The sequence below is a fragment of the Neorhizobium sp. BETTINA12A genome, assembly GCF_023006485.1.
Classification (GTDB): Bacteria; Pseudomonadota; Alphaproteobacteria; order Rhizobiales; family Rhizobiaceae; genus Neorhizobium.
This window is the reverse complement of record NZ_JALBGW010000014.1, coordinates 17,801-38,895: the sequence shown is the minus strand read 5'-3', so window position 1 is coordinate 38,895 and position 21,095 is coordinate 17,801. Positions and strand designations below refer to the sequence as shown.

Below are 21,095 nucleotides of genomic sequence, written 5' to 3'. Positions count from 1 at the left end.
AACTGTGTTCGTGAGGCCCGCTTGGATGCCGCGGATCCGGGGCACTATTATTGACGAGTTTGGCCGCCGAAAGACCCGGCCGGTTTATTCAACGAATCACTGAAATAATCTAGCATGAACTATCAAGGGTTGAAATTGCGCTTCACTAAACCTCCCTCCGCCGGGCGCAAGCTTTTCCTGCGGTCTTGAAAAAGTGCTAGGATTAATCGGCGAATTGGGAGACAAAGGGCACCGTCTTTATCGACCCGTGCCCACAGTTTTCTCAGGATGTCTTCCATGCTCGCGACCGTGATCCCCATGCCCGAAACCGTTCTTCTGCCGGTCGAGGGAGTGGCGGAGCGCTTTCCGGTGCGCCGGGTCTATTGCGTCGGCCGCAACTATGCCGACCACGCGATCGAGATGGGCGGCGACCCGACCCGCGAGCCGCCGTTCTTTTTCCAGAAGAATGCCGACAACATCTATAACGGCGAGACCTTCCCCTACCCGCCGCTCTCCTCCAGCGTCCACCACGAAGTGGAACTGGTCGTGGCGCTGTCCGGCGGCGGTGCCGATATTTCGGTCGGAGACGCGCTGTCCAACGTCTACGGGTATGCCGTCGGCATCGACTTCACCCGCCGCGACCTGCAGGATGTCGCCAAGAAGATGAGCCGTCCGTGGGAGGCCGCCAAGGCCTTCGAGAAATCGGCCCCCGTCTCCGCCCTCGTCCCGGCCGAAAAGATCGGTCATCCGCAAGCAGGCGCGGTCTGGCTCGACGTCAACGGCGCGCGAAAACAGTCCGGCGACCTCAATCAACTGATCTGGAAACTGCCGGAGATCATCGCCGAACTGTCGAAACTGTTCGTCCTCGCCCCCGGCGACGTGATCATGACCGGCACGCCGGCGGGCGTCGGCGCCGTGGTGCGTGGCGACAAGGTCACCTGCGGCATCGACGGCGTCGGAACGCTGTCGCTGACGGTCGCCTGACGAAACCGCGACCGGGAGGAAACCATGCCGATCTACGCACTCGGAGAATTCGAACCGAAAACGCCCGGCCCCGACCGTTTCTGGCTTGCCCCGGACGCGACCATCATCGGCAAGGTCGACCTCGGCGAGGATGTCGGCATCTGGTTCGGCTCGGTGCTGCGCGGCGACAACGAGCCGATCATCGTCGGCAAAGGCTCGAACATCCAGGAAGGCGTGATGATCCATACCGATCCGCGTTATCCGGTAACGATCGGCGAAAACTGCACGATCGGCCACCATGCAATCATCCATGGCTGCGTGATCGGCGACAATTCATTGGTTGGTATGGGTGCGACGATCCTGAACGGCGCGAAGATCGGCAGGAACTGCCTGGTCGGTGCCAATGCCCTGGTCACCGAGGGCAAGGAGTTTCCCGACAACTCCCTCATCGTCGGGTCGCCTGCGAAAGTCACTCGGACGCTCGACGACGAGGCGGTCGAGAAGCTGAAACAGTCGGCGGTCCGCTACGTCGCCAACTGGAAGCGGTTCGCCCGCGACCTTCGGCTTCTTTAGGCGGCGCAGGCGCCGCACAGCCCGCGGATCTCAATGGTCGTCTTGGCAGGCTTGAAGTTTTTGCTCTTTGCCCAGTCGCTTAAGCGATGATCGACCTCGTGGTCGTGAAATTCCGAGACATGGCCGCAGCTTTCGCAGATCGCAAATGCGACCGTGCCGTGCCCATGGCCATGCCCCTTGCCGCAGCATTCGCTTTCTGGGTGGGCGCAGGCGACGAAGGCGTTGAGGCTTTCGAGCCGATGCACCATGCCGAATTCCAAAAGCTTGTCGAGCGCCCGGTAGACCTGCAGCGGCGCACGAAACCCGTGGTCGCGCAGCCGGTCGAGGATCGTATAGGCGCTCATCGGCGCATCGGCGCGGTCTAGAACGTCGAAGACGAGCGACTGGTTCTTGGTCAGCGCCGGAGCGGATGTCGGTGTCGAAACTGGTGCGTTCATTATCGCACTCCTTGGTTGCCAGCCTTTTCGGCCGTGTTTTTACCCGCTGCGGGAAGCAGGCTTACAATGAAAAGTAAGAGCGCCGCGACCACAATGGAAGGGCCGGACGGCGTATCGTAGTGCAGTGAGCCGAACAGGCCGCCGACCACGGCGAGCGCGCCGATCAGCGAGGCGAGCACTGCCATCAGCTCCGGGCTTGCCGAGAACCGCCGCGCAGTTGCGGCCGGAATGATCAGAAGCGCGGTGATCAGCATGATGCCGACGATCTTCATCGCGATGGCGATGACGAGCGCCATCAGAAGCATGAAGAGCAGCCGCGTCTGCGCCGGCTTCATACCCTCAGCTTCTGCCACATCCTCACTGACCGTGGACGCGATCAGCGGCCGCCAGAGCCAGGCGAGCGCCGCCAGCACCAGTACCCCGCCGCCCCAGATCAGCGCGATATCGGTGCGCGTCACGGCCAGGATATCGCCGAACAGGAAGGCGATGAGGTCGATCCTGACCCAGGTCATGAACGCGACAAGCACGAGGCCGATCGCCAAAGCCGAATGGGAGAGAATGCCAAGCAGCGCATCCGCCGAGAGCGATTGCCGCCGCTGAAGCGCCAGAAGCAGCAGCGAGACGACGACCGCAACGCCGAAGACGGCGATCAGCAGGTTGATCTGGAAGAACAGCGACAGCGCCACCCCGAGCAGCGCCGAATGCGCCATCGTGTCGCCGAAATAGGCCATCCGCCGCCAGACCACAAAACAGCCGAGCGGACCGGCTGTCAGCGCAACGCCGATGCCGGCAATGAGGGCGCGGGTAAAGAAGTCGTCAAGCACGATCGTCTCCCTTCGCCTCGGCATGATCGCCATGGTGGTGGTGATGCGAATGGTCGTGATCATCCGCGCCGGCGTCGGCGTCCCCATGATGGTGTCCGTCATCGGGATGGCAGTGATCGGTGACCGAACCGTCGCCATGCATGACCCGGCCGTCCGGCAGATGGGTGTGATCGTGGTGATGGCTGTAGACCGCCAGCGAACGCGAATTGCCGAAGAGTTTCAGGTAATCGGCGCTCTGGCTCACCACTTCCGGTGTACCGCGGCAGCAGACATGGCCGTTGAGGCAGATGACGGTGTCGGTGCCGGCCATCACCATATGCAGGTCGTGCGAGATCATCAGGATACCGCAGCCGGTCGTCGTCCGGATCGAGCGGATCAGGTCGTAAAGCGCACTCTCGCCGGCAAAATCGACGCCCTGCACCGGCTCGTCGAGCACCATCAGATCCGGCTTGCGAGCGATCGCCCGGGCCAGCAGCGCCCGCTGGAACTCCCCGCCGGAGAGATGCCGGACCTCGGCGTCGATGAGATGGGAGATGCCGGTCGAGGCCAGCGCCGCCAGAAGATCGGTGTCATCAAGCGGGCCGGTCAGCCGCATCAGCCGACGCACGGAAAGCGGCATCGTCCAGTCGATCGCCAGTTTCTGCGGCACATACCCAACGCGCAGGCCGGGCAATCTCGAGACCGATCCTTCGTCCGGGCGCAGCACCCCGATCGCAAGCTTTGCTGTCGTCGACTTGCCGGCGCCATTCGGACCGATCAGCGTGACCACCTCGCCGCGCCGGATCGAGAAATCGACGCCCCGCACCAGCCAGCGGCCATCGCGGCGAATGCCGGCATTGGCAAGCGATACCAATTGGCTTTCGGTTCTTGGGGCGCGAGGCCGATTGGACATCAGCATGTTTTTCCGGATTCCCTGTTGTCAGTGGCTATGACACACGTTATAGCATAACGCAATTGATGTAATAACATTACTATGGAATACAAGGACGCAGCATGAAACTGGCTTCGATCTTCCTCCTCTCCGCCGCGGCATTTTTCGTGGGTGCAGGCCAAGGCTTGGCGACACCGGACGTGGTGGTTTCGATCAAGCCGATCCACTCGCTCGTCGCCTCGATTATGAAGGGTGTCGGCGAGCCGAAACTGATCGTCGATGGCGCCGCCTCGCCCCATACATTCTCGCTGAAACCCTCCAATGCCGCGGCCATCGAAAGCGCCGACGTGATCTTCTGGATCGGCCCCGGTATCGAGGCCTTCCTTGAAAAGCCGCTGGATGCGCTGGCGGCCTCGGCAACGGTGATCGAGCTGGAGGATGCACCCGGATTGCAAAAACTGCCCTTGCGCGAGAGCGGCGCCTTCGAGGCACACGATCACGGACATGAGGCCGAGGACGCACATGAACATGGCGACCATGAGCACGGTGATGACGACCATGCCGCCGAAAACCATGCCGAACACGAGCACGACGGGCATGGCGGTTTCGACACGCATCTCTGGCTCGACCCGATGAATGCCAAGGCGATGGCTGCGGAAATCGAAAAGACGCTGGTCGGCGCCGACCCGGCGAATGCCGCCACTTATCAGGCGAATGGCGCTGCGCTGATGAAGGATCTCGACACGCTTGATAGCGAGCTCAAGGCCACGATCGCGCCGGTCAAGGACAAGCCCTTCATCGTCTTCCATGATGCTTATCAATATTTCGAGCATCGTTATGGGGTGAGCGTCGCGGGTTCGATCACCGTCAGCCCCGAGACCATGCCCGGCGCCGAACGCGTCGGCCAGATCCAGAAGAAGGTGAAGGAACTCGGCGCCACCTGCGTCTTCGCAGAACCCCAGTTCGAGCCGAAGCTGGTGGCAGTGGTGACGGAAGGCACGCCTGCCCGTTCAGGAACACTCGACCCGGAAGCAGCGACGCTGAAGCCCGGTCCCGGCCTTTATTTCGAGCTGATGCGTGGGCTCGCGAGCTCCATGAAGAATTGCCTGTCGCAGGGGACGTAAGGTCGGGCCACGAAAAGTGCGACCGCCGATACGCGTAGCGGCGAACGTGCGAGGCCTGCGGGAGGGAAGGCAAATACCCCCGCAGGCCGATCTTTCTCAGCGAGCCACGATGAAACTCGAGATCACGCCGCTCGCAATGCCGACCAGCAGGAAATCGTTGTCGACCTTGACCCAGTGATAACCGCGCGGCGGAGCCGACAGGCGGTAACGGCGATAGTCGCGGATTTCCGCCATGCGGCGACGCTCGGCAGTCGTCATGCGATGGCCCCTGGACCAGCGCGGCTTTACGACCACGACCTTCTTCTGAATCGTCACCGTGCGAGTCACGGTCTTGGTCCGCTCCGGAGGCGAATGACGATCCTGCGCCTGGGCCGCAAGTGGAGCGGCAAGCACGGTTGCGGAAAGAAGAATTGCAAAGAACTTTTTCATTGGGTGTTTCCTCGTGTTGACCACGCTCGGAAACTAGGACCCAAACGATGAACCGTAGCTGAATTGACGCATTACGTTTTCGTAATGAAATTAATGCGTTCCGCTGACTTCCTGATATTTAGAATTTACTGAACTAGCGCCTCATAAACGAAATAGTCGAAATCCGCAGCCTTCGCCCGTCCCGACGTGTCGAAGGCGAAGAGGCCAACAAATGCGCCGGTGAAGGAGCCGTGTTCGCCGCGGCCACCCTCGTCAGAGATGACGCCGGCATCGAGCACCGGACCAAGTTCCTGCCAATCGTTGGAGCCGCCGGCGCGCCAGAAGAATTGCAGGTCGTGGTCGCGGATCTCCATGGTGAGATGTACCGGGCCGTCGGGTACGGAAACGCCGCTCCCTGCCGGAAAGCTCATGCGCCCATGCGGGAAGTCGCCCGGGCAGGAGAAGATCGTCACCACACGGCCAAGCTTCTCGTGCAGGGTCACCACCAGCGAATGGAACTTGTGGCGATTGTAATAGTGCGTCAGGCCCGCGACCTGCTGATACGTCTCGGGTGAGAAGTCGACCACCGTCTCGGCGCGGAAGGAATGGTGTTCCTGCCGGCGGGCGACGAGCGATTGTTCGAACCAGGATCCGATGCTTTCGCGGCCGAAAAGACGCAAGTGACCGGGACGCTCGGTCAGGCTGAACAACCGTTCCGGATGAGGCGTACGCAGCCACTGGAATTCCAGCGGCAGGACCTTGTCGTCGAATGAGCACTCCATGCGGACAGGCTGTTCAATATGCGTGACGTTGCCCGGTGCCGGCACGTCGACATCGGGCACGACGCCGCCCTGGGCGAGATAGAGCCAGTCGTCCTCCCAGATGCATTTCTGGATCGCCGTTTCGCGGCCGAGCGTGCAGCGGCGTTGTGGGGCCAGCGGCCGGCCGCAGAGATGGGTATGGTACGCTTCGCCTTCCGGCGTTTCGACGTACTGGCCATGGCCGGCTCGCTGCAGAACGGCTTTCGGATGGTCTTTCGAGGTGATGAGATGCGTCTGCGGATGCATCTCATACGGCCCGTCGATCGAACGCGCGCGCGCCATGGTGACGGCATGGTCGTACCCTGTGCCACCCTCGGCAGTCGTCAGATAGTACCAGCCGTTGCGCTTGAACACATGCGGGCCCTCGACTAGGCCGAGCGGGCTGCCGGCGAATATGTTTTTGATCGGACCCTTGAGCGCCCTCGTCTCGAAATCCCACTCCTGCAGCAGGATGCCGTCAAAGGCCGGATGTTTCGGCGCGCCGCCGTAACTCTCGGTGCGGTGGTTCCATTGCATGTTGAGGAACCACTTGCGGCCGTCGTCGTCATGGAAGAGCGTCGGATCGAACCCGGAGGAGTTCACATAGACCGGATCGGACCATTCGCCCTCAATGGTTGGCGAGGTGACGATGTAGTTGTGGGCGTCCTTGAAATTGCCATCGAAGCGTTTGACGTCCGTATAGACCAGGAAAAACAGCCCGTCGGAATAGGAAAGGCAGGGCGCCCAGATGCCGCAGCTGTCGGGATTGCCGCGCATATCGAGTTGGCTTGCCCGCTCCAGCGGCCGGCGCTTGAGCGTCCAGTTCACCAGGTCGCGCGAATGATGGATCTGCACGCCCGGATACCATTCGAAGGTGGAGGTGGCGATATAGTAATCCTCGCCGACGCGGCAGATGGACGGATCAGGATTGAAGCCCGGCAGGATGGGGTTGTGGATCATGTTCTCCTCGCAAAATAGAAACTGTGTCCTTGCCCCTCGTCCGGCTGCCGCCACCTTCTCCCCGCTTGCGGGGAGAAGGACTTCGGAGCGCCGGCCGTGCCACATCTCCCTTCTCCCCATCAGAACGGGGAGAAGGTCACTGCAAGGGGATGAGGGGCAGCTCGAAGCCGCCCTTCCCTTACCGCGCCGGCCCTGCCCGCTCGGCCGATTTGGCCCAGAGGTTGATGTCGGCATCCTTTGCATAGGTGTCGATCTCGGCGAGTTCAGCCGCCGTGAACTCCAGATTGTCCAGCGACTTGACGCAGTCCTCGACCTGTTCCGGACGGCTGGCGCCGATCAGCGCCGTGGTCACGCGGCCGCCGCGCAGGACCCATGCGAGCGCCATCTGCGCCAGCGTCTGGCCCCGCTTTTCGGCGATTGCGTTGAGCGCCTTGAGGTTGGCGATGTTTCGGTCGTTCAGGAAGGCAGGCCGCAGCGACTTGCCCTGCGCAGCACGGCTGTCTTCCGGAATGCCGCCGAGATATTTCGAGGTCAGCATGCCTTGCGCCAGCGGCGAAAAGACGATCGAGCCGATGCCGAGGTCTTCCAGAGTATCGAGCAGCCCATCTTCCTCGACCCAGCGGTTGATCATCGAATAGCTCGGCTGGTGGATGAGAACAGGCGTGCCGAGTTCCTTCAGGATCGTGGTTGCTTCCTGGGTGCGCTTCGAATTGTAAGACGAGATACCGACATAAAGCGCCCTGCCCGAGCGGACGATGTGATCGAGCGCGCCGCATGTCTCTTCGAGGGGCGTATCCGGGTCGAAGCGATGCGAATAGAAGATGTCGACATAGTCGAGACCCATCCGCTTCAGGCTCTGGTCGCAGGAAGAGATCAGGTATTTGCGGCTGCCCCATTCGCCATAAGGACCCGGCCACATGTTGTAGCCGGCCTTCGACGAGATGATCAGTTCGTCGCGATACCCCTTGAAATCCTCGCGCAGGATTTGGCCGAAGGCGGTTTCGGCGCTGCCGGGCAGCGGGCCATAGTTGTTGGCGAGATCGAAATGGGTGATGCCAAGATCGAAGGCCTTGCGAGTGATCGCGACCTTGCGTTCATGCGGCGTGTCGTCGCCGAAATTGTGCCAGAGGCCGAGCGAGATCGCCGGGAGTTTTAGTCCCGAACGGCCGCAGCGGTTGTATTTCATGGTTTCGTAGCGGTTGGACGCTGGTTGCCAGGTCATGGTCGTTTCCTCCGAATGAAATGCGGCGCGCCCATGTCTCAAGCGGTGCGCGCCGCATTCATAGCCGATCAGCGCAGAAGCGCCAGCGCCTCGTCGATGCCGAGCGCCGCCGGCTGGGTGCAGGTGGTCGAAAGCTCGATGAACCGCCCTTCCTCGCCGGATTTCAGGATCGAGGTCATCACGTCGACGCCGTGGAGCGTGCGCTCCAGCGAGCAGCGCGCATCGCGGCCTTCGATCAGCGCCATCGCCATGTCCGCGAGACCAGCTGTGCGGTAGTTGGCTCGTGGTCCCTGCGGATGTTCCTGGTTGTTGATTCCGAACGGATGATCCCAAGGGTCCAGCGGCTGGATATCCTTGTTGCGTCCGCTCGCCTCGACAGTGCCGCCGAAAAAGTTCGGATCGGGCACGAAGATCGAGCCCTCGGTGCCGTAAAGCTCCATATTGGCGTGGCGGTGCGACCAGACATCCCAGCTTGCCGACAGCGTGATCGTCGCGCCGTTGACGAATTCGAGCAGCGCATGGATGTTGGTCGGCGTCTCGACCGGGATCACCTGGCCCTTCAGCGGTTCGCTAGTGACGAGGCGGGTCGGGTTCGCCATCGATGTCAGTGCCCCGACCCGCTTCACCGGACCGAGGAAGTTGATGAGGTTGGCGATGTAATAGGGTCCGAGATCGAGGATCGGCCCACCGCCTTCGAGGAAGAAGAAGCCGGGATTGGGATGCCACATCTCCATGCCCGGGCTCATCACGTGGCAGGTGCCCGACGTGATGCGCCCGACGCCGCCTTCGTCGATATATTTGCGGGCGAGTTGGTGCGCACCGCCGAGGAAAGTGTCCGGCGCGCAACCGACCGACAGACCCTTCTCCTTGGCGAGCGCCTGCAGCGCCTTGCCTTCCTCCAGCGTGATGACCAGCGGCTTTTCCGAGTAGACGTGCTTGCCGGCTTCGAGGATCGCCTTGGAGACGGCGAAATGCGCCGCCGGTATGGTCAGGTTGACGATCACGTCGAGCTCGTCATTGGCAAGCATCTGCTCGATCGACTGTGCCTTGACGCCGTATTCCTCGGCGCGCATTTCGGCCGCATGCTCGTTGAGATCCGCGCAGGCGAGAACCTTCAGGCCTTTGAAGAGCGGCGACAGTTTGAAGTAAGTGGTAGAAATATTGCCGCATCCCATGATGCCGACGCCAAGTTCCTTGGGCATGGAAAACTCCGGAATTCCTGTGATCAATAGGTCTTGAAGGAAGCGATCGACCGCGTCAGCAACCGATCGAGATCCTTCGGGTTATCGTGTTCGAGGACGTAATGTTTTGCGGACGTCTTTTTGAGCGCCGCCATCAGGTCCTTCCACGGAACGGTGCCGTGGCCGACATCGGCCCAGCCGTCCTCATCCGCGTTTTCGCCGGCCGGCGCGATGTCCTTGACATGGACGGCGGTAATGCGTTTGGCGTAGCTCTCGATCCAGGCGAACGGATCGGCGCCGCCGCGGATCACCCAGGCGATATCCGCTTCCCAGGCAAGGTCAGGACCACCGGCGAGGATCTGCTCCTGCGGGGTCGAGCCGTCCGGCAGCGTCTTGAACTCGAAGTCGTGGTTATGCCAGCCGAACGTATAACCGGCATCCCAATAGCGTTTGCCGACGTTCTGCAAGCGCTGACCGAAGGCGAACCAGCCGGCGGCATCGGTTGGGCGCTGGTCGGCGACGAGATGCGGGCAATAGATCGCCTCGACGCCGAGCGTCCTGGCAATCAGCAGCGCCTGTTCCGGCTCCTTTTCGAGAAGGTCAATACCGAAGTGACCGGTCGGCATGGTCAGGCCGTTGGCATCGAGATCACCCTTGAGCGTCTTCAGGCCTGCTTCGTCAAGCGTCGCATAGATGCCGCCATAACCTTCGACTTCCGTATAGCCGGCCTGCGCAACCTTCTTCAGGACATCCGAGAGCGGCGGAAAGTTGCGTGCGCAATAAAGCTGAAAACCGAGTTTCGTCATGGTGTTCCTCCCTTGATAGAGACCTCAGCCTGCCGCCTGGCAGGAATAGAGGTCGTAGATGCGGAATTGCGGGATCGCGTCCGTCGGGACGGCGGGCGTGAAGCGAATGCTGCGGCTCTCGCCGGCGGCGAGATCGAAAGCGTTATCGGAATAACGGCCGGGCGTGCCGCTCTCGATCAGCACGAAAAGGGCGAGGCTCTCGGCCTTGACGACGAGATCAAAACCTCCGTCTCCGGATGGAGACGCGGCAAGCTCAAGCCCTGCCGGTTCGAGTTCCAGGGCCTTGTAAGTGCCCGGCACATGATGCCCCTCGCCGGCCATGCCGTTCGACGCGGTAAAGCTCCAGGCGAGGATCCCGCCCTCGGGAATATCTGCGGTCGGTAACGTCAGCACGGTCACGGCCGCATCCGACGTACAGACGGATTCCACACGCCGAAGCGAACTGCGTTCGCCCTGGAGCGTCAGGAGCGAAAGGTTGAGCGTCGCCGTCACATCCTCCGCCGTGTCGTTGACGAGCGAGAAGCGGATTTCCCGGGCGTCATCGGACGGGATCGCCGCAACCGTAACCGGCTGGAAGAAGCGCTTCGCCATATAGTGCAGCACTTTCCAGCTGCCGCCATAGTCGAGGCTGGACCAGGAGGCGACCGGCCAGGTGTCGTTGAGCTGCCAGTAAAGCGCACCCATCGTATGCGGCTTCAGCGACCGCCAGAAATCCACGGCGGTCTTGATCGCCAATCCCTGTTGCACCTGACTGAGATAGACGAAATTGGCAAAATCCGTCGGAAAGCGGAAGTTGCGGAACATCGTGCCGGCGATGCGCTCGTTGCCACCGACATTCTTCTGGTGATGCTCCATGACTGGCGAAGCGATATTCATGTCCTTGGCCGCGGCATAGGTCTCGATGACCGGCAGCGACGTATAGGACTGGAAGCCGAATTCCGAGCAGAAGCGCGGGCGGACAGAGCGGTAATTGTCGAATGGCTTGTTCTCGTGCCAGACGGACCAGTAATGCATGTCGCCCGAACCGTCCGCGTGCCAGGCGTCGCCGTAATCGAGATAACCGGAAGCAGGGCTGGACGGCCACCAGATGGCATCGGGCGCGGCCTTGTCGAGCGCCTGTTCGATGACCCGGTTCAACCGGTCGTAGGAGACGAGGTAGCGGTCGCGGTTCTCGCGGGATTCCGGAAACCATGTCAGCGCGCCGACCAGTTCGTTATCGCCACACCAGAGCACGATGGAGGGATGCGAGATCAACCTGCGGGCCTGGTACTCGACTTCCGCCGCAACGTTTTCGAGGAAATCGGGCGTCGATGGATAGAGATTGCAGGCGAACTGAAAGTCCTGCCAAACCATTAGGCCGAAGCGGTCGCAGAGATCGTAGAACCAGTCCGCTTCATAAAAGCCGCCGCCCCAGACACGGATCATGTTCATGTGAGCATCGACCGCGGAGCGCAGCAGGTCCTCGGTCTTCTCCCGGCTCGATAAGGAAAACAGCGCGTCGGCCGGGATCCAGTTGGCGCCGCGGCAGAAGATCTCGCGGCCATTGACGCGGAAGGCGAAACGGCTGCCGGCCTCGTCCGGGTCGGTTAGCAGCTCAACGGTCCTGAGGCCGATCTGGCGGGTGATGGCTTCGGTGGGGGTGCCGACCGTCAATTCGTAGAGCGCCTGTTCTCCGCTGCCGAAGGGCCACCAGAGCTTCGGGTCGTCGATGTGAAAGAGGTGAGTGACCGTCGTTTCGCCGGCACGCACGCCGCAATCGAGCCGGACCCGTTCGTCTCCGAATGAAAAGAACACAGGCAGCACGCCCTGCCCTTCGGCATAAAGCGTGACCGTCACGATGAGATCGACCGCGCCCGCCTCATGTCTCTGGCTGGTGACGATGTTTTCGATACGGGCGGTTTCGAGCCTCTGCAGCGCGATTTCGCCGTAAAGCCCGAGCGGCGCCAGCGCGACATTCCAATCCCAGCCGAAATGGCATTGCGGTTTGCGCAGCATATTGCCGTTCGGGATCGGCGAATTGGTCGTGGAATAGGGAATGTAGAAGGGCTGCCGCGCCTGGCGCTCCGCCCCTTCGGCGATGCTGGAATGGAAAAGGATGCGGACCGTGTTCTCGCCAGCCTTCAGCGCCTTCGACACGTCCGGCCGGTAACGGCGAAAACAGTTGTCTGCCTGAAGCACCGGGACGTCGTTGACGAAGACGGTCGCGACCGTATCGAGGTAGGTGATGTCGAGATACCAGGAGCCCGCGGGATCATCGAGGGTGAAGCGCCGCTCGACCGTCCAATCTTCGTTGGCAACCCATTGCACCTCATTCTCGTTGCGGCCGAAATACGGATCGGGAATGATGCCGGCCGACTTCAGCGCAGTGTGAACGTCGCCCGGGATCGGCATCTGGGTGCGATGCGTTCCGTCGGCAGAGGCGAGCTGCCAGGAGCCGGAGAGGTCGATCGTGGTCATTGCACCGGTCCGCAAAATTCAGGGCGTGCCGATCCCCCCCCCCTCTGTCCTGCCGGACATCTCCCCCACGGGTGGGGAGATTGGCTGGGGGCCTGCTCACCAGTCCCGCTATAAGCGCCGGGGATGGCGAGACGTTGCAGCGAGTCGATCTCCCCCCTTGTGGGGGAGATGTCCGGCAGGACAGAGGGGGGTATTACCTGCCGCGACGACAATTGCCCCAAGGGCAATCGGCCCATATGCAACTGACTGCACGCAAACATCAGATCCGCTCTTCCGTTCCCGCGTCGAACAGCGAAGCCATGCTCATGTCGAAGGCGAGGCGCACCTTGGCGCCGACGGCGTAACGCCGTGCGCCGCCGATGCGAACAGACATCACGTGGCCGGCATGTTTCAGCCATAGTAGGTTGTCAGCGCCCATCGGCTCTTCGATATCGACCACCGCCTCATGGATTTCGCCGCCGTTGATATCGCCATCCACCTTGATATGCTCCGGACGGGCGCCCAGGATGACCTGGCGTCCGGGTTTCAGCGGTTCGGATGCATCATAGCCATCCAGGGAGAAACTGACGCCATTGGTCTTGAAGACGGTACGACCGCCCTCCTCCGCCAGTTCTCCTTTCAGAAAATTCATCGACGGGGAACCGATGAATCCGGCGACAAAGCGGTTCCTCGGCCGGTTGTAGATCGTCACCGGATCGTCGAGCTGCTGAATGACGCCGCTCTTCATGATGGCGATACGGTCGGCAAGCGTCAGCGCCTCGATCTGATCGTGGGTGACGTAGATCATCGTGTTCTTGAGCGCCTGATGCAGCCGCTTGATCTCGACGCGCAATTCGGAGCGCAGTTTTGCGTCGAGGTTCGACAGCGGCTCGTCGAACAGGAAGACGTCGACGTCGCGCACCAGCGCCCGGCCGATCGCGACGCGCTGGCGCTGGCCGCCAGAGAGTTCCGAGGGCTTGCGCTTCAAGAGCGGCTCGATCTGCAGAATGCCGGAAGCGCGTGCCACGCGGCGGTCGATCTCGTCCCTCGGAACCTTGGCAACGCGCAGGCCGAACGAGAGGTTCTTCTCAACCGTCATCTGCGGATAGAGCGCGTAGGACTGGAACACCATGCCGATGCCGCGGTCCTTGGGCTCTTCCCAGGTGACGTTCTTGTCCTTGATGAAAATCTGCCCTTCGGTCGGTTCCAGAAGCCCGGCGATGCAGTTCAGCAGCGTGGACTTGCCGCAGCCCGACGAGCCGAGCAGTACCAGGAACTCGCCGTCATGGATGTCAAGGTTGAGGTTTTCCAGCACCTTGACCGAGCCGAAGGACAGCGACAGTTCTCGGATGGAAACGCTGCTCTGAGTGCGCGTGGAAACATTGTTGAGCATCAGGCTTATCCTTTGACTGCGCCGGCCGCGATGCCGCGGACGAAAAGCCGGCCGGAAACGAAATAGACGATCAGTGGAACCGCACCCGTCAGCAGCGTCGCCGCCATGTTGACGTTGTATTCCTTCACGCCCTGGACGGAATTGACGATGTTGTTGAGCTGTACGGTCATCGGATAGGTATCCGGGCGGGTGAACACCACGCCGAACAGGAAGTCGTTCCAGATGCCGGTGGTCTGCAGGATCATCGAGACGACGAAGATCGGCAGCGACATGGGCAGCATGATCCGCAAATAGATCTGCCAGAACCCTGCCCCGTCGATGCGCGCCGCCTTGAAAAGTTCTTCCGGCAGCGAGACGAAATAGTTGCGGAACAGCAGCGTCTGGATCGGCATACCGAAGATCGAATGCACCAGGATGAGGCCGTAGAGCGTGCCGTAGAGGCCCATTTCGCGCAACACGATGACGATCGGATAGATCATCACCTGATAGGGGATGAAGGCGCCGACGATCAGGATCGTGAAAAAGATCTCCGAACCCTTGAACCGCCAGTTGGCAAGCGCGTAGCCGTTCACCGAGGCGATCGCGATCGACACGATCACCGATGGCACGGTGATCCGAACCGAGTTCCAGAAGCCGCGCGAAAGACCGTCGCAGTTCAAGCCCGTGCAAGCCTGCGCCCAGGCCTTCACCCAGGGCTCAAAGGTGATCTCCATCGGCGGCGAAAAGATATTGCCGAGACGGATTTCAGGCATGCCCTTCAGCGACGTGACGACCATCACGTAGAGAGGCACGAGGTAATAAAGTGCAGCCAGGCCAAGCGCACCGTAGACGATGATATTGCGCGACGAGAGAACCTTGCGGGGGCGTTTTCCCTGCGGACCGGCTTCCAGCCGGGAACCGGCCGGCCCGGAGATGGCGGCCCCAGAAATGGGCATCGTGAGCGATTTATCCACGCTTGCGTCCTCCGAATTCGAGATAGGCCCAGGGAACGATGATAATGGCGACGGCGAGCAGCATCATCGTGGATGCGGCAAAGCCCTGGCCGAGGTTCTGGGCGAAGAACATGTAGTCGTAGACGTATTTGGCAGGCACGTCGGAGGCTATGCCGGGTCCGCCGCTCGTCTGCGCCACGACAAGGTCGTAGATCCTGACGATGCCGCTGGCGATGATGACCAGGGTAGTGACGAAGACCGGCCTCATCATCGGGATGATGATGAAGAGGTAGGTCTTCCACATGGGGATGCCGTCGACGCGTGCGGCCTTCCAGATGTCCTCGTCGATGCCGCGAAGCCCCGCAAGCATCAGGCACATGACAAGCCCCGTCCCCTGCCAGAGTGCAGCGATCAGGATGCCGTAGATGACGATATCGGAATTGTAGAGTGGATCGAACGCGAAGCTCGTCCAGCCAAGCGAGCGTATGACCGATTGCACGCCAAATTCAGGATTGAGGATCCACTGCCAGACAAGGCCGGTGACGATGAAGGACAGCGCGAACGGATAGAGGAAGATCGTCCGGAACGTGTTTTCGAACCGGATCTTCTGATCCATCAACGCGGCCAGCAGGAAGCCGATAGTCAGGCTAAAAATCAGCGACAGGCACCCGTAGGTCGCCAGATTCTGGATCGAGACGATCCAGCGCGGCGTATCCCAGAGCCGCTCATACTGTTCCAGGCCGACGAAGGACAGGCGTGGCAGGAGCTTGGAATTTGTGAAGGAATAAACGACGGTCCAGATCGTGCCGCCGAGGAAGATCACCACGGCCGTCAGCATCATCGGGATCGAGGCAATCTTCGAATTGAGATTGCGGAATAACTGATTGGGTCGGCCGGGCTGAGTGTGCGCCGCCATGGTCAACTCCTCTGGATGGCAAAGGCTGCTGGAAGCGAGCCACCACCGGCCCCGCCCCTTTCGGACGCGGAGCCGGCTGTTGGATCGCTGTCTGTCGGATCAACCGGCCTTGGAGAAAATAGCCACGAAGCGCTTCTGGGCTTCCTCGGCAGTGATCGAGGTATTGGCGAAGAACTGCGACATCAGGTCTTCCAGCTGCTTCTGCGTATCCTGCGTGATGAGCTGGTCGGTGCTGGTGACGACATTGCCCTTGGCAAGGATCTCGAGGCCCTTCTTCATGCAGTCGTTGGCGGCCGCAAGATCGACGTCGCCACGCACCGGCAGCGAGCCCTTCTTGAGGTTGAAGGCAACCTGCGTCTTGGCATCGAGAAGCGTCGAGGCAAGTACTTCCTGCGCTTTCGTCTTCGCCGCATCCTTGAGGACCGGGAAGTAGAAGGCGTCACCGGCGGTCGAGATGATCTCGTTCACGCCGAGGCCCGGCAGGCAGGTGTAGTCGACACCGGCTTTTTTGCCGGCCAGCTGGAATTCGCCCTGCGCCCAGTCGCCCATGATCTGGCCGCCGGCCTTGCCGGTGATCACCATGTTGGTCGCCTGGTTCCAGTCCTGGACGTTGGTGCCCTTCGACATCTTGCGGGCGTCGTCGGCGGCCTTGAAGACTTTGGCCATTTCCGGACCGGCCGCAACCTTTGCGTCCTTGTCGCCATAGACCTTCTGGTAGATCTCCTTGCCGCCGATCGCGACCGTCAGCACGCTGAACAGGCCGGTCGACTGCCAGGCCTGACCGCCGATTGCGAGCGGCACGATGCCTGCCTTTTCAAGCGCCGGGGCTGCTGCGACATATTCGTCCCAGTTCTTCGGAACCGCAACGCCCGCCTTCTTGAAGGCGTCGTTGGAAAGCCACAGCCATTGCCAGGAATGGATGTTGAGCGGCACGCAATAGATCTTGCCTTCGAAAGTGCAGGATTTCAGCAGGCCCGCAGGGCGGACGATCTTGTCCCAACCTTCCTTCTTGGCGAGATCGGTGAAGTCGCGCATCAGGCCGGCCTGGACCAGTTCTTCGGCCTGGCGGCCGTGGTTGAACTGGGTGGCCGCCATCGGATCGCCGCCGGTGATACGGCTGATCATGATCGGACGGGCGGTACCGCCGGAACCTGCAATCGCGCCGTCAACCCATTTGTTGCCGGTTGCGTTGAAAGCCTTGGCGAGTTCCGCGACAGCGGCAGCCTCGCCCCCGGACGTCCACCAATGGGTGACTTCGAGATCGGTGGCGTGAGCCGCACCAAGCGGCAGCATCACGGTTGCGGCAAGAACAGCCGCCATAGAACGAATATTCATGAGTCTCCTCCCTCACTGAAACGTTGCCGTAAAAACGTAGGGCAATCCCGGATATCGCGCAACCGGTTTTGTCGGAAAAAATTTGTTGGCGCAGGGAATGCAACCTGAAGAAGATGCCACCGTATTTCGACGGTCAGCGAATTTGTTCTTCAAGTGGGACGAATAGCCACGTAATAGGCGTCAATTCGCCGATATCAGGCAGCCTACCTTTCGCGCCTGCAAAAATTTCTTTCGCATCTGCGTTGTGCAACTCAGAGGAAGGTGGTTCCTGTATCGGGCAAAATTCCTCTCGACATTTTACCTGTATCGTTTCAGTTATAATTTTCGTGTTGGAGGACAGGGAGGTGTCGCGACGTTTCCAGGCAAGCTTGGGCCCTTTATAGTGGCCACCTGACTCGGGCAGCGACGGCAAATCATGGATGACAGCGGAAGATCTAGGACGGGCGGAACGCAGACGGCGGTCCGTGAACGTCCTACCTTGAAAACAATCGCCTATATGACGGGCCTCGGCATCACCACCGTTTCACGTGCGTTGAAAGATGCGCCGGATATCGGCGCCGACACCAAAGAACGCGTCCGCCTTGTTGCCAACCAGCTCGGCTATCAACCGAACCGCGCCGGAGTGCGCCTCAGAACCGGCAAGACCAACGTCATCGCCCTCGTGCTCAGCATCGACGAGGAGCTGATGGGCTTCACCAGCCAGATGGTGCACGGCATTTCCGAAGTGCTGGGCGGCACGCAATATCACCTCGTGGTGACGCCGCATTCCTTTCAGAAGGACCCGATGGTGCCGGTACGCTATATCCTCGACACCGGCTCGGCGGACGGGGTGATCATCTCGCGTATCGAGCCCGACGACGCGCGGGTGCGGCTGATGACAGAGCGGAATCTGCCCTTCGTCACCCACGGCCGCACCGACATGGGGATCGTCCATCCCTATCACGACTACGACAACGAGGCTTACGCCTATAAGGCCGTTCAGAAATTGGTAGGGAAAGGCCGTCGGAGGATTGCGTTCCTGTCGCCGGGAAGCCGCTTCTCATTCTACGTCCACAGTCGCGTCGGCTTCGAACGCGGGCTTGCCGATTTCGGTGCCACCGAAGTGCCGATGGGCCGGGTGACCAGCGAGACGCCGCTTGAAGAAACCCGCGCCTATGCGGAACGGATGATGCGCGCAGCCGAGCCGCCGGATGGCATCGTTTCGATCAGCGGATCGGCGACGATCGCACTGGTGGCCGGTCTCGAGGCTGCCGGCAAGAAACTGGGCCACGATGTCGATATGGTATCGAAACAGTCGGCCGACTTTCTCAACTGGATTCGCCCGGAGATCTATACGGTCAGCGAGGATGTCCGCCAAGCCGGGCGCGAGCTTGCCAAGGCCCTGATGGCGCGCATCGATGGCGTCGGCCCGGAACTGCTGCAGAGTGTCGCAAAGCCCGTCTGGTCGAAGATGGCGCCGAAGGACTGAAACGAAAACGCCCGCCGGATTGGCGGGCGTTTTGCGTTGCGCGGATCAATGATCAGGCAAATTCGCTAAGGCCGCTGCCCCATGGGCCGTGATGCTTGTCGACGCCGTCGAGGCGGTCGAAGCCATGGGCGCCGAAGAAGTCGCGCTGCGCCTGGATGAGGTTCGCCGTGCCACGGCCGCGACGATAGGCGTCGAAATAGGAGAGCGCCGAGGCGAGCGCCGGAACCGGCAGGCCGGAGAGAGAGGCGTAAGAAACGACGCGACGCAACGGAGCGTCGGTATCCTTGACCATCTGCGCAAAGGCCGGCGTGACGATCAGGTTGGCGACATGCGGATCCTTGGTAAAGGCCGAGGTGATCTCGTCGAGGAAGGCCGAGCGGATGATGCAGCCGGCGCGCCAGATCTTGGCGATCGTCGGCATCGGCAGGTTCCAGTTATATTCGGCGGACGCTGCCGACATCACGGCGAAACCCTGCGCATAGGCGGCGATCTTGGCGGCGAGCAGTGCGCTTTCGAGGTCGGCGATGAAGGCAGCCTTATCCTTCGGCGCTTCCGCGACCTTCGGGAGGCCAAAAATCTTTTCGGCAGCCAGGCGTTCCGTTCTCTGGGACGAGAGGACACGGCCGGCGACGGCAGCCTCGATGGCGGTCGCAGCAACGCCCATGTTCTGGGCTTCGATGACCGACCACTTGCCGGTGCCCTTCTGGCCGGCGGCATCGACGATGATGTCGACCATCGGCTTTCCGGTAATCGGATCGGCTGCCTTCAGCACCGTCTGGCTGATCTCGATCAGGTAGGAGTTCAGGCGGCCCTCGTTCCACTTGCCGAACACGTCGCCGATTTCGGAGGCGCTCATGCCGAGGCCGTCCCGCAGGATGCCGTAGATTTCGGCGATCATCTGCATGTCGGCATATTCGATGCCGTTATGGATGGTCTTGACGAAATGGCCGGCGCCGTTTTCGCCGAGCCAGGCGACGCAGGGCTCGGCGTTGAACTTCGCGGAGATCGAGGTCAGCACCTTTTCGACGCGCTTCCAGCTTTCCTCGGTGCCGCCGACCATGATCGACGGCCCGTGGCGCGCACCCTCTTCACCGCCGGAAACGCCCATGCCGATGAAGGTCAGGCCGCTGTCCTTCAGATTGTCGAAGCGGCGCATCGTGTCGCGGAAATTGGCATTGCCGGCATCGATCATGATGTCACCGGCCGAAAGGTAAGGCTTCAGAAGCTCCATCTGCTGATCGACCGGATCGCCGGCCTTGATCATGATGATGATCGGCCGCGGCGGACGGATGGCGGCGACGAATTCTTCGAGCGTCTCGCAGGGGACAAGCTGGCCCTGCAGTTCGCCGGCTTCGGCGTAGAACTTGCGGGTCGCTTCCGGAGATCGGTTGAAGACGGCGATCTTATTGCCTTTTTCGGCAATGTTGAGCGAGAGGTTAGAGCCCATGACGCCGAGCCCGATAAGGCCGATTTCTGCCTGTTCCACGGATGTGCCTCCATATTGAGATTCGAGGGTGTTGTCGCATTCATATAGGGAAACGGCAAGGCGATGGCGACGCTAAACGATTAAATTTCCATGACACTCTGTCTTCGTCGCGGCGACGCAGCCACCGTTTTCTCCGCGGCGGACGGCGTCTTGCGGCTGCCAAATTCGGATGCCACAAGGAGGTATGAATACGCCCAAAGATACGCCGATACTGTCAATGCGCGCCGGCACTTACCGAGAGCGACCGGCGCACGGGACGCTTTCGAGGCTGTTTTGCCGTGTCTGGTCGCATCGCCTGCCGCAGGAGTTCGAGGGACAGATTGCTGTCGTGCCGGACGGCTGCTGCGACCTGATCTGGGCTGGCGGTCAACTGATGGTGATCGGCCCTGACCGCACTGCCGCCTTCCCTGCCCTCGCCCCCGGTGAATCCATCCTCGGCCTGCGCTTCAGGCCGGGTACTGCCCTGCATTGGCTCGACGTGCCGCTCCGCGAGTTGGTCGGACAAGCCGTGCCGCTCCGCGAGCTCCGGGACGACGTCCGGGCGATGGAAGATCGGCTTGCCGAAGCAAACTGCCCGATCGTAAGGCGGCGGCTGTTCGATGCTTGGGCGGCAGGAGAGGCATCACTGGCCGCCGAGCCTCAAAACGCGATGGGAATGCTCTTCGATGGGCTCGGCAGCGGCGTGCTGCATGGCTCGTTGGCGACGCAGGCACTCGGCGAAAGGACCCTGCGCCGCCAGAGCCACGATCACTTCGGATATGGGCCGAAAACTCTCGAGCGCATTCTTCGCCTCCAGCGCTTTCTTCGCATGGTCCGCCAGCCCGCATCCGGAAATCTCGCCATTCTCGCGCTTGAGGCCGGTTACGCTGATCAGGCGCACATGACGCGCGATGTGAAGGAGCTGACGACCTTTACACCTTGGGAAATCCGCAGACAGATCTGCAGCTGATTGTCCGTTTTGTTCAAGAACCGTCGTTTCTC

The 21,095-nt window shown here is 61.3% G+C and carries 19 protein-coding genes; 5 read left to right on the top strand and 14 right to left on the bottom strand.

All coding sequences use genetic code 11. The features are described 5' to 3' along the window. Positions 1-276: 276 nt before the first annotated feature. Positions 277-963 (top strand): fumarylacetoacetate hydrolase family protein, encoded by a 687-nt coding sequence (locus tag MOV61_RS06515; protein ID WP_247136000.1) that lies wholly within the window; start codon positions 277-279, stop codon positions 961-963. Between the two features lie 24 nt (positions 964-987). After that, entirely contained in the window at positions 988-1,515 is a 528-nt protein-coding gene (locus tag MOV61_RS06510; protein WP_247135999.1) for a gamma carbonic anhydrase family protein, read from the top strand. Here the strand turns inward: MOV61_RS06510 and MOV61_RS06505 are convergent. From MOV61_RS06505 to MOV61_RS06495, 3 genes are read right to left on the bottom strand one after another with little or no spacing between them, the layout of a single operon-like run. Next, positions 1,512-1,952 carry a Fur family transcriptional regulator gene (locus MOV61_RS06505; protein WP_038549247.1) on the bottom strand — a complete coding sequence of 147 codons (441 nt, stop codon included), beginning with the start codon at positions 1,950-1,952 and terminating at the stop codon, positions 1,512-1,514. The genes MOV61_RS06510 and MOV61_RS06505 overlap by 4 nt on opposite strands. Then, the gene (gene znuB, locus MOV61_RS06500; protein ID WP_247136027.1) at positions 1,952-2,776 is read right to left on the bottom strand and encodes a zinc ABC transporter permease subunit ZnuB; all 825 of its coding nucleotides are present in this window, start codon (positions 2,774-2,776) and stop codon (positions 1,952-1,954) included. The genes MOV61_RS06505 and znuB overlap by 1 nt, the downstream gene beginning before the upstream one ends. Then, on the bottom strand, positions 2,769-3,674 hold the full coding sequence (locus MOV61_RS06495; protein WP_247135998.1) for a metal ABC transporter ATP-binding protein: 906 nt from the start codon (positions 3,672-3,674) through the stop codon (positions 2,769-2,771). Before MOV61_RS06495 ends, znuB begins: the two co-directional genes overlap by 8 nt. A gap of 95 nt (positions 3,675-3,769) precedes the next feature. On the opposite strand from MOV61_RS06495, the gene MOV61_RS06490 reads away from it, so the two are divergent. Then, positions 3,770-4,771 carry a zinc ABC transporter substrate-binding protein gene (locus MOV61_RS06490; protein ID WP_247135997.1) on the top strand — a complete coding sequence of 334 codons (1,002 nt, stop codon included), beginning with the start codon at positions 3,770-3,772 and terminating at the stop codon, positions 4,769-4,771. 96 nt (positions 4,772-4,867) lie between these two features. On the opposite strand, the gene MOV61_RS06485 is transcribed toward MOV61_RS06490, so the two are convergent. The 10 genes from MOV61_RS06485 to MOV61_RS06440 all read right to left on the bottom strand — a co-directional run bounded on the left by MOV61_RS06485 (position 4,868) and on the right by MOV61_RS06440 (position 17,160). Continuing rightward, positions 4,868-5,200, bottom strand: coding sequence for an RcnB family protein (locus tag MOV61_RS06485; protein ID WP_247034551.1), 333 nt, complete (start codon positions 5,198-5,200; stop codon positions 4,868-4,870). Positions 5,201-5,325: 125 nt separating this feature from the next. Beyond that, positions 5,326-6,939 carry a glycoside hydrolase family 43 protein gene (locus MOV61_RS06480; RefSeq protein ID WP_247135996.1) on the bottom strand — a complete coding sequence of 538 codons (1,614 nt, stop codon included), beginning with the start codon at positions 6,937-6,939 and terminating at the stop codon, positions 5,326-5,328. Positions 6,940-7,117: 178 nt separating this feature from the next. Then, entirely contained in the window at positions 7,118-8,161 is a 1,044-nt protein-coding gene (gene mgrA, locus MOV61_RS06475; RefSeq protein WP_247135995.1) for an L-glyceraldehyde 3-phosphate reductase, read from the bottom strand. Between the two features lie 68 nt (positions 8,162-8,229). Continuing rightward, positions 8,230-9,363: a Gfo/Idh/MocA family protein gene (locus tag MOV61_RS06470; RefSeq protein WP_247135994.1), complete on the bottom strand. Its 1,134-nt coding sequence runs from the start codon at positions 9,361-9,363 to the stop codon at positions 8,230-8,232. Positions 9,364-9,386: 23 nt separating this feature from the next. After that, positions 9,387-10,148 (bottom strand): sugar phosphate isomerase/epimerase, encoded by a 762-nt coding sequence (locus MOV61_RS06465; RefSeq protein ID WP_038543243.1) that lies wholly within the window; start codon positions 10,146-10,148, stop codon positions 9,387-9,389. Positions 10,149-10,172: 24 nt separating this feature from the next. Then, a complete protein-coding gene (locus MOV61_RS06460) occupies positions 10,173-12,605 on the bottom strand; it encodes a glycoside hydrolase family 2 protein (RefSeq protein WP_247135993.1) in 2,433 nt (810 codons plus the stop codon). A gap of 259 nt (positions 12,606-12,864) precedes the next feature. Continuing rightward, positions 12,865-13,977 carry an ABC transporter ATP-binding protein gene (locus MOV61_RS06455; protein WP_247135992.1) on the bottom strand — a complete coding sequence of 371 codons (1,113 nt, stop codon included), beginning with the start codon at positions 13,975-13,977 and terminating at the stop codon, positions 12,865-12,867. 5 nt (positions 13,978-13,982) lie between these two features. Next, positions 13,983-14,912 (bottom strand): carbohydrate ABC transporter permease, encoded by a 930-nt coding sequence (locus tag MOV61_RS06450; protein WP_247136026.1) that lies wholly within the window; start codon positions 14,910-14,912, stop codon positions 13,983-13,985. A gap of 10 nt (positions 14,913-14,922) precedes the next feature. Further along, positions 14,923-15,825, bottom strand: a complete 903-nt coding sequence (locus MOV61_RS06445) for a carbohydrate ABC transporter permease (RefSeq protein ID WP_247034563.1) — start codon at positions 15,823-15,825, stop codon at positions 14,923-14,925. A 99-nt stretch (positions 15,826-15,924) separates the two neighbouring features. Next, on the bottom strand, positions 15,925-17,160 hold the full coding sequence (locus MOV61_RS06440) for an ABC transporter substrate-binding protein (protein ID WP_038543251.1): 1,236 nt from the start codon (positions 17,158-17,160) through the stop codon (positions 15,925-15,927). Between the two features lie 415 nt (positions 17,161-17,575). On the opposite strand from MOV61_RS06440, the gene MOV61_RS06435 reads away from it, so the two are divergent. After that, positions 17,576-18,628: a LacI family transcriptional regulator gene (locus MOV61_RS06435; RefSeq protein ID WP_038543253.1), complete on the top strand. Its 1,053-nt coding sequence runs from the start codon at positions 17,576-17,578 to the stop codon at positions 18,626-18,628. 52 nt (positions 18,629-18,680) lie between these two features. Here the strand turns inward: MOV61_RS06435 and gndA are convergent, their stop codons facing one another. Beyond that, a complete protein-coding gene (gndA, locus tag MOV61_RS06430; protein WP_247135991.1) occupies positions 18,681-20,114 on the bottom strand; it encodes an NADP-dependent phosphogluconate dehydrogenase in 1,434 nt (477 codons plus the stop codon). Between the two features lie 184 nt (positions 20,115-20,298). Between gndA and MOV61_RS06425 the strand changes: the two genes are divergently transcribed. Beyond that, positions 20,299-21,063: a helix-turn-helix domain-containing protein gene (locus MOV61_RS06425; protein WP_247135990.1), complete on the top strand. Its 765-nt coding sequence runs from the start codon at positions 20,299-20,301 to the stop codon at positions 21,061-21,063. Positions 21,064-21,095: the final 32 nt, after the last annotated feature.

Coding starts and splice junctions, on each gene's coding strand:
- MOV61_RS06515 (WP_247136000.1), top strand. CDS start 277: ATGCTCGCGACCGTGATCCCCATGCCCGAAACCGTTCTTCTGCCGGTC.
- MOV61_RS06510 (WP_247135999.1), top strand. CDS start 988: ATGCCGATCTACGCACTCGGAGAATTCGAACCGAAAACGCCCGGCCCC.
- MOV61_RS06505 (WP_038549247.1), bottom strand. CDS start 1,952: ATGAACGCACCAGTTTCGACACCGACATCCGCTCCGGCGCTGACCAAG.
- MOV61_RS06495 (WP_247135998.1), bottom strand. CDS start 3,674: ATGCTGATGTCCAATCGGCCTCGCGCCCCAAGAACCGAAAGCCAATTG.
- MOV61_RS06490 (WP_247135997.1), top strand. CDS start 3,770: ATGAAACTGGCTTCGATCTTCCTCCTCTCCGCCGCGGCATTTTTCGTG.
- MOV61_RS06485 (WP_247034551.1), bottom strand. CDS start 5,200: ATGAAAAAGTTCTTTGCAATTCTTCTTTCCGCAACCGTGCTTGCCGCT.
- MOV61_RS06480 (WP_247135996.1), bottom strand. CDS start 6,939: ATGATCCACAACCCCATCCTGCCGGGCTTCAATCCTGATCCGTCCATC.
- mgrA (WP_247135995.1), bottom strand. CDS start 8,161: ATGACCTGGCAACCAGCGTCCAACCGCTACGAAACCATGAAATACAAC.
- MOV61_RS06470 (WP_247135994.1), bottom strand. CDS start 9,363: ATGCCCAAGGAACTTGGCGTCGGCATCATGGGATGCGGCAATATTTCT.
- MOV61_RS06465 (WP_038543243.1), bottom strand. CDS start 10,148: ATGACGAAACTCGGTTTTCAGCTTTATTGCGCACGCAACTTTCCGCCG.
- MOV61_RS06460 (WP_247135993.1), bottom strand. CDS start 12,605: ATGACCACGATCGACCTCTCCGGCTCCTGGCAGCTCGCCTCTGCCGAC.
- MOV61_RS06455 (WP_247135992.1), bottom strand. CDS start 13,977: ATGCTCAACAATGTTTCCACGCGCACTCAGAGCAGCGTTTCCATCCGA.
- MOV61_RS06450 (WP_247136026.1), bottom strand. CDS start 14,912: ATGCCCATTTCTGGGGCCGCCATCTCCGGGCCGGCCGGTTCCCGGCTG.
- MOV61_RS06445 (WP_247034563.1), bottom strand. CDS start 15,825: ATGGCGGCGCACACTCAGCCCGGCCGACCCAATCAGTTATTCCGCAAT.
- MOV61_RS06440 (WP_038543251.1), bottom strand. CDS start 17,160: ATGAATATTCGTTCTATGGCGGCTGTTCTTGCCGCAACCGTGATGCTG.
- MOV61_RS06435 (WP_038543253.1), top strand. CDS start 17,576: ATGGATGACAGCGGAAGATCTAGGACGGGCGGAACGCAGACGGCGGTC.
- MOV61_RS06425 (WP_247135990.1), top strand. CDS start 20,299: ATGAATACGCCCAAAGATACGCCGATACTGTCAATGCGCGCCGGCACT.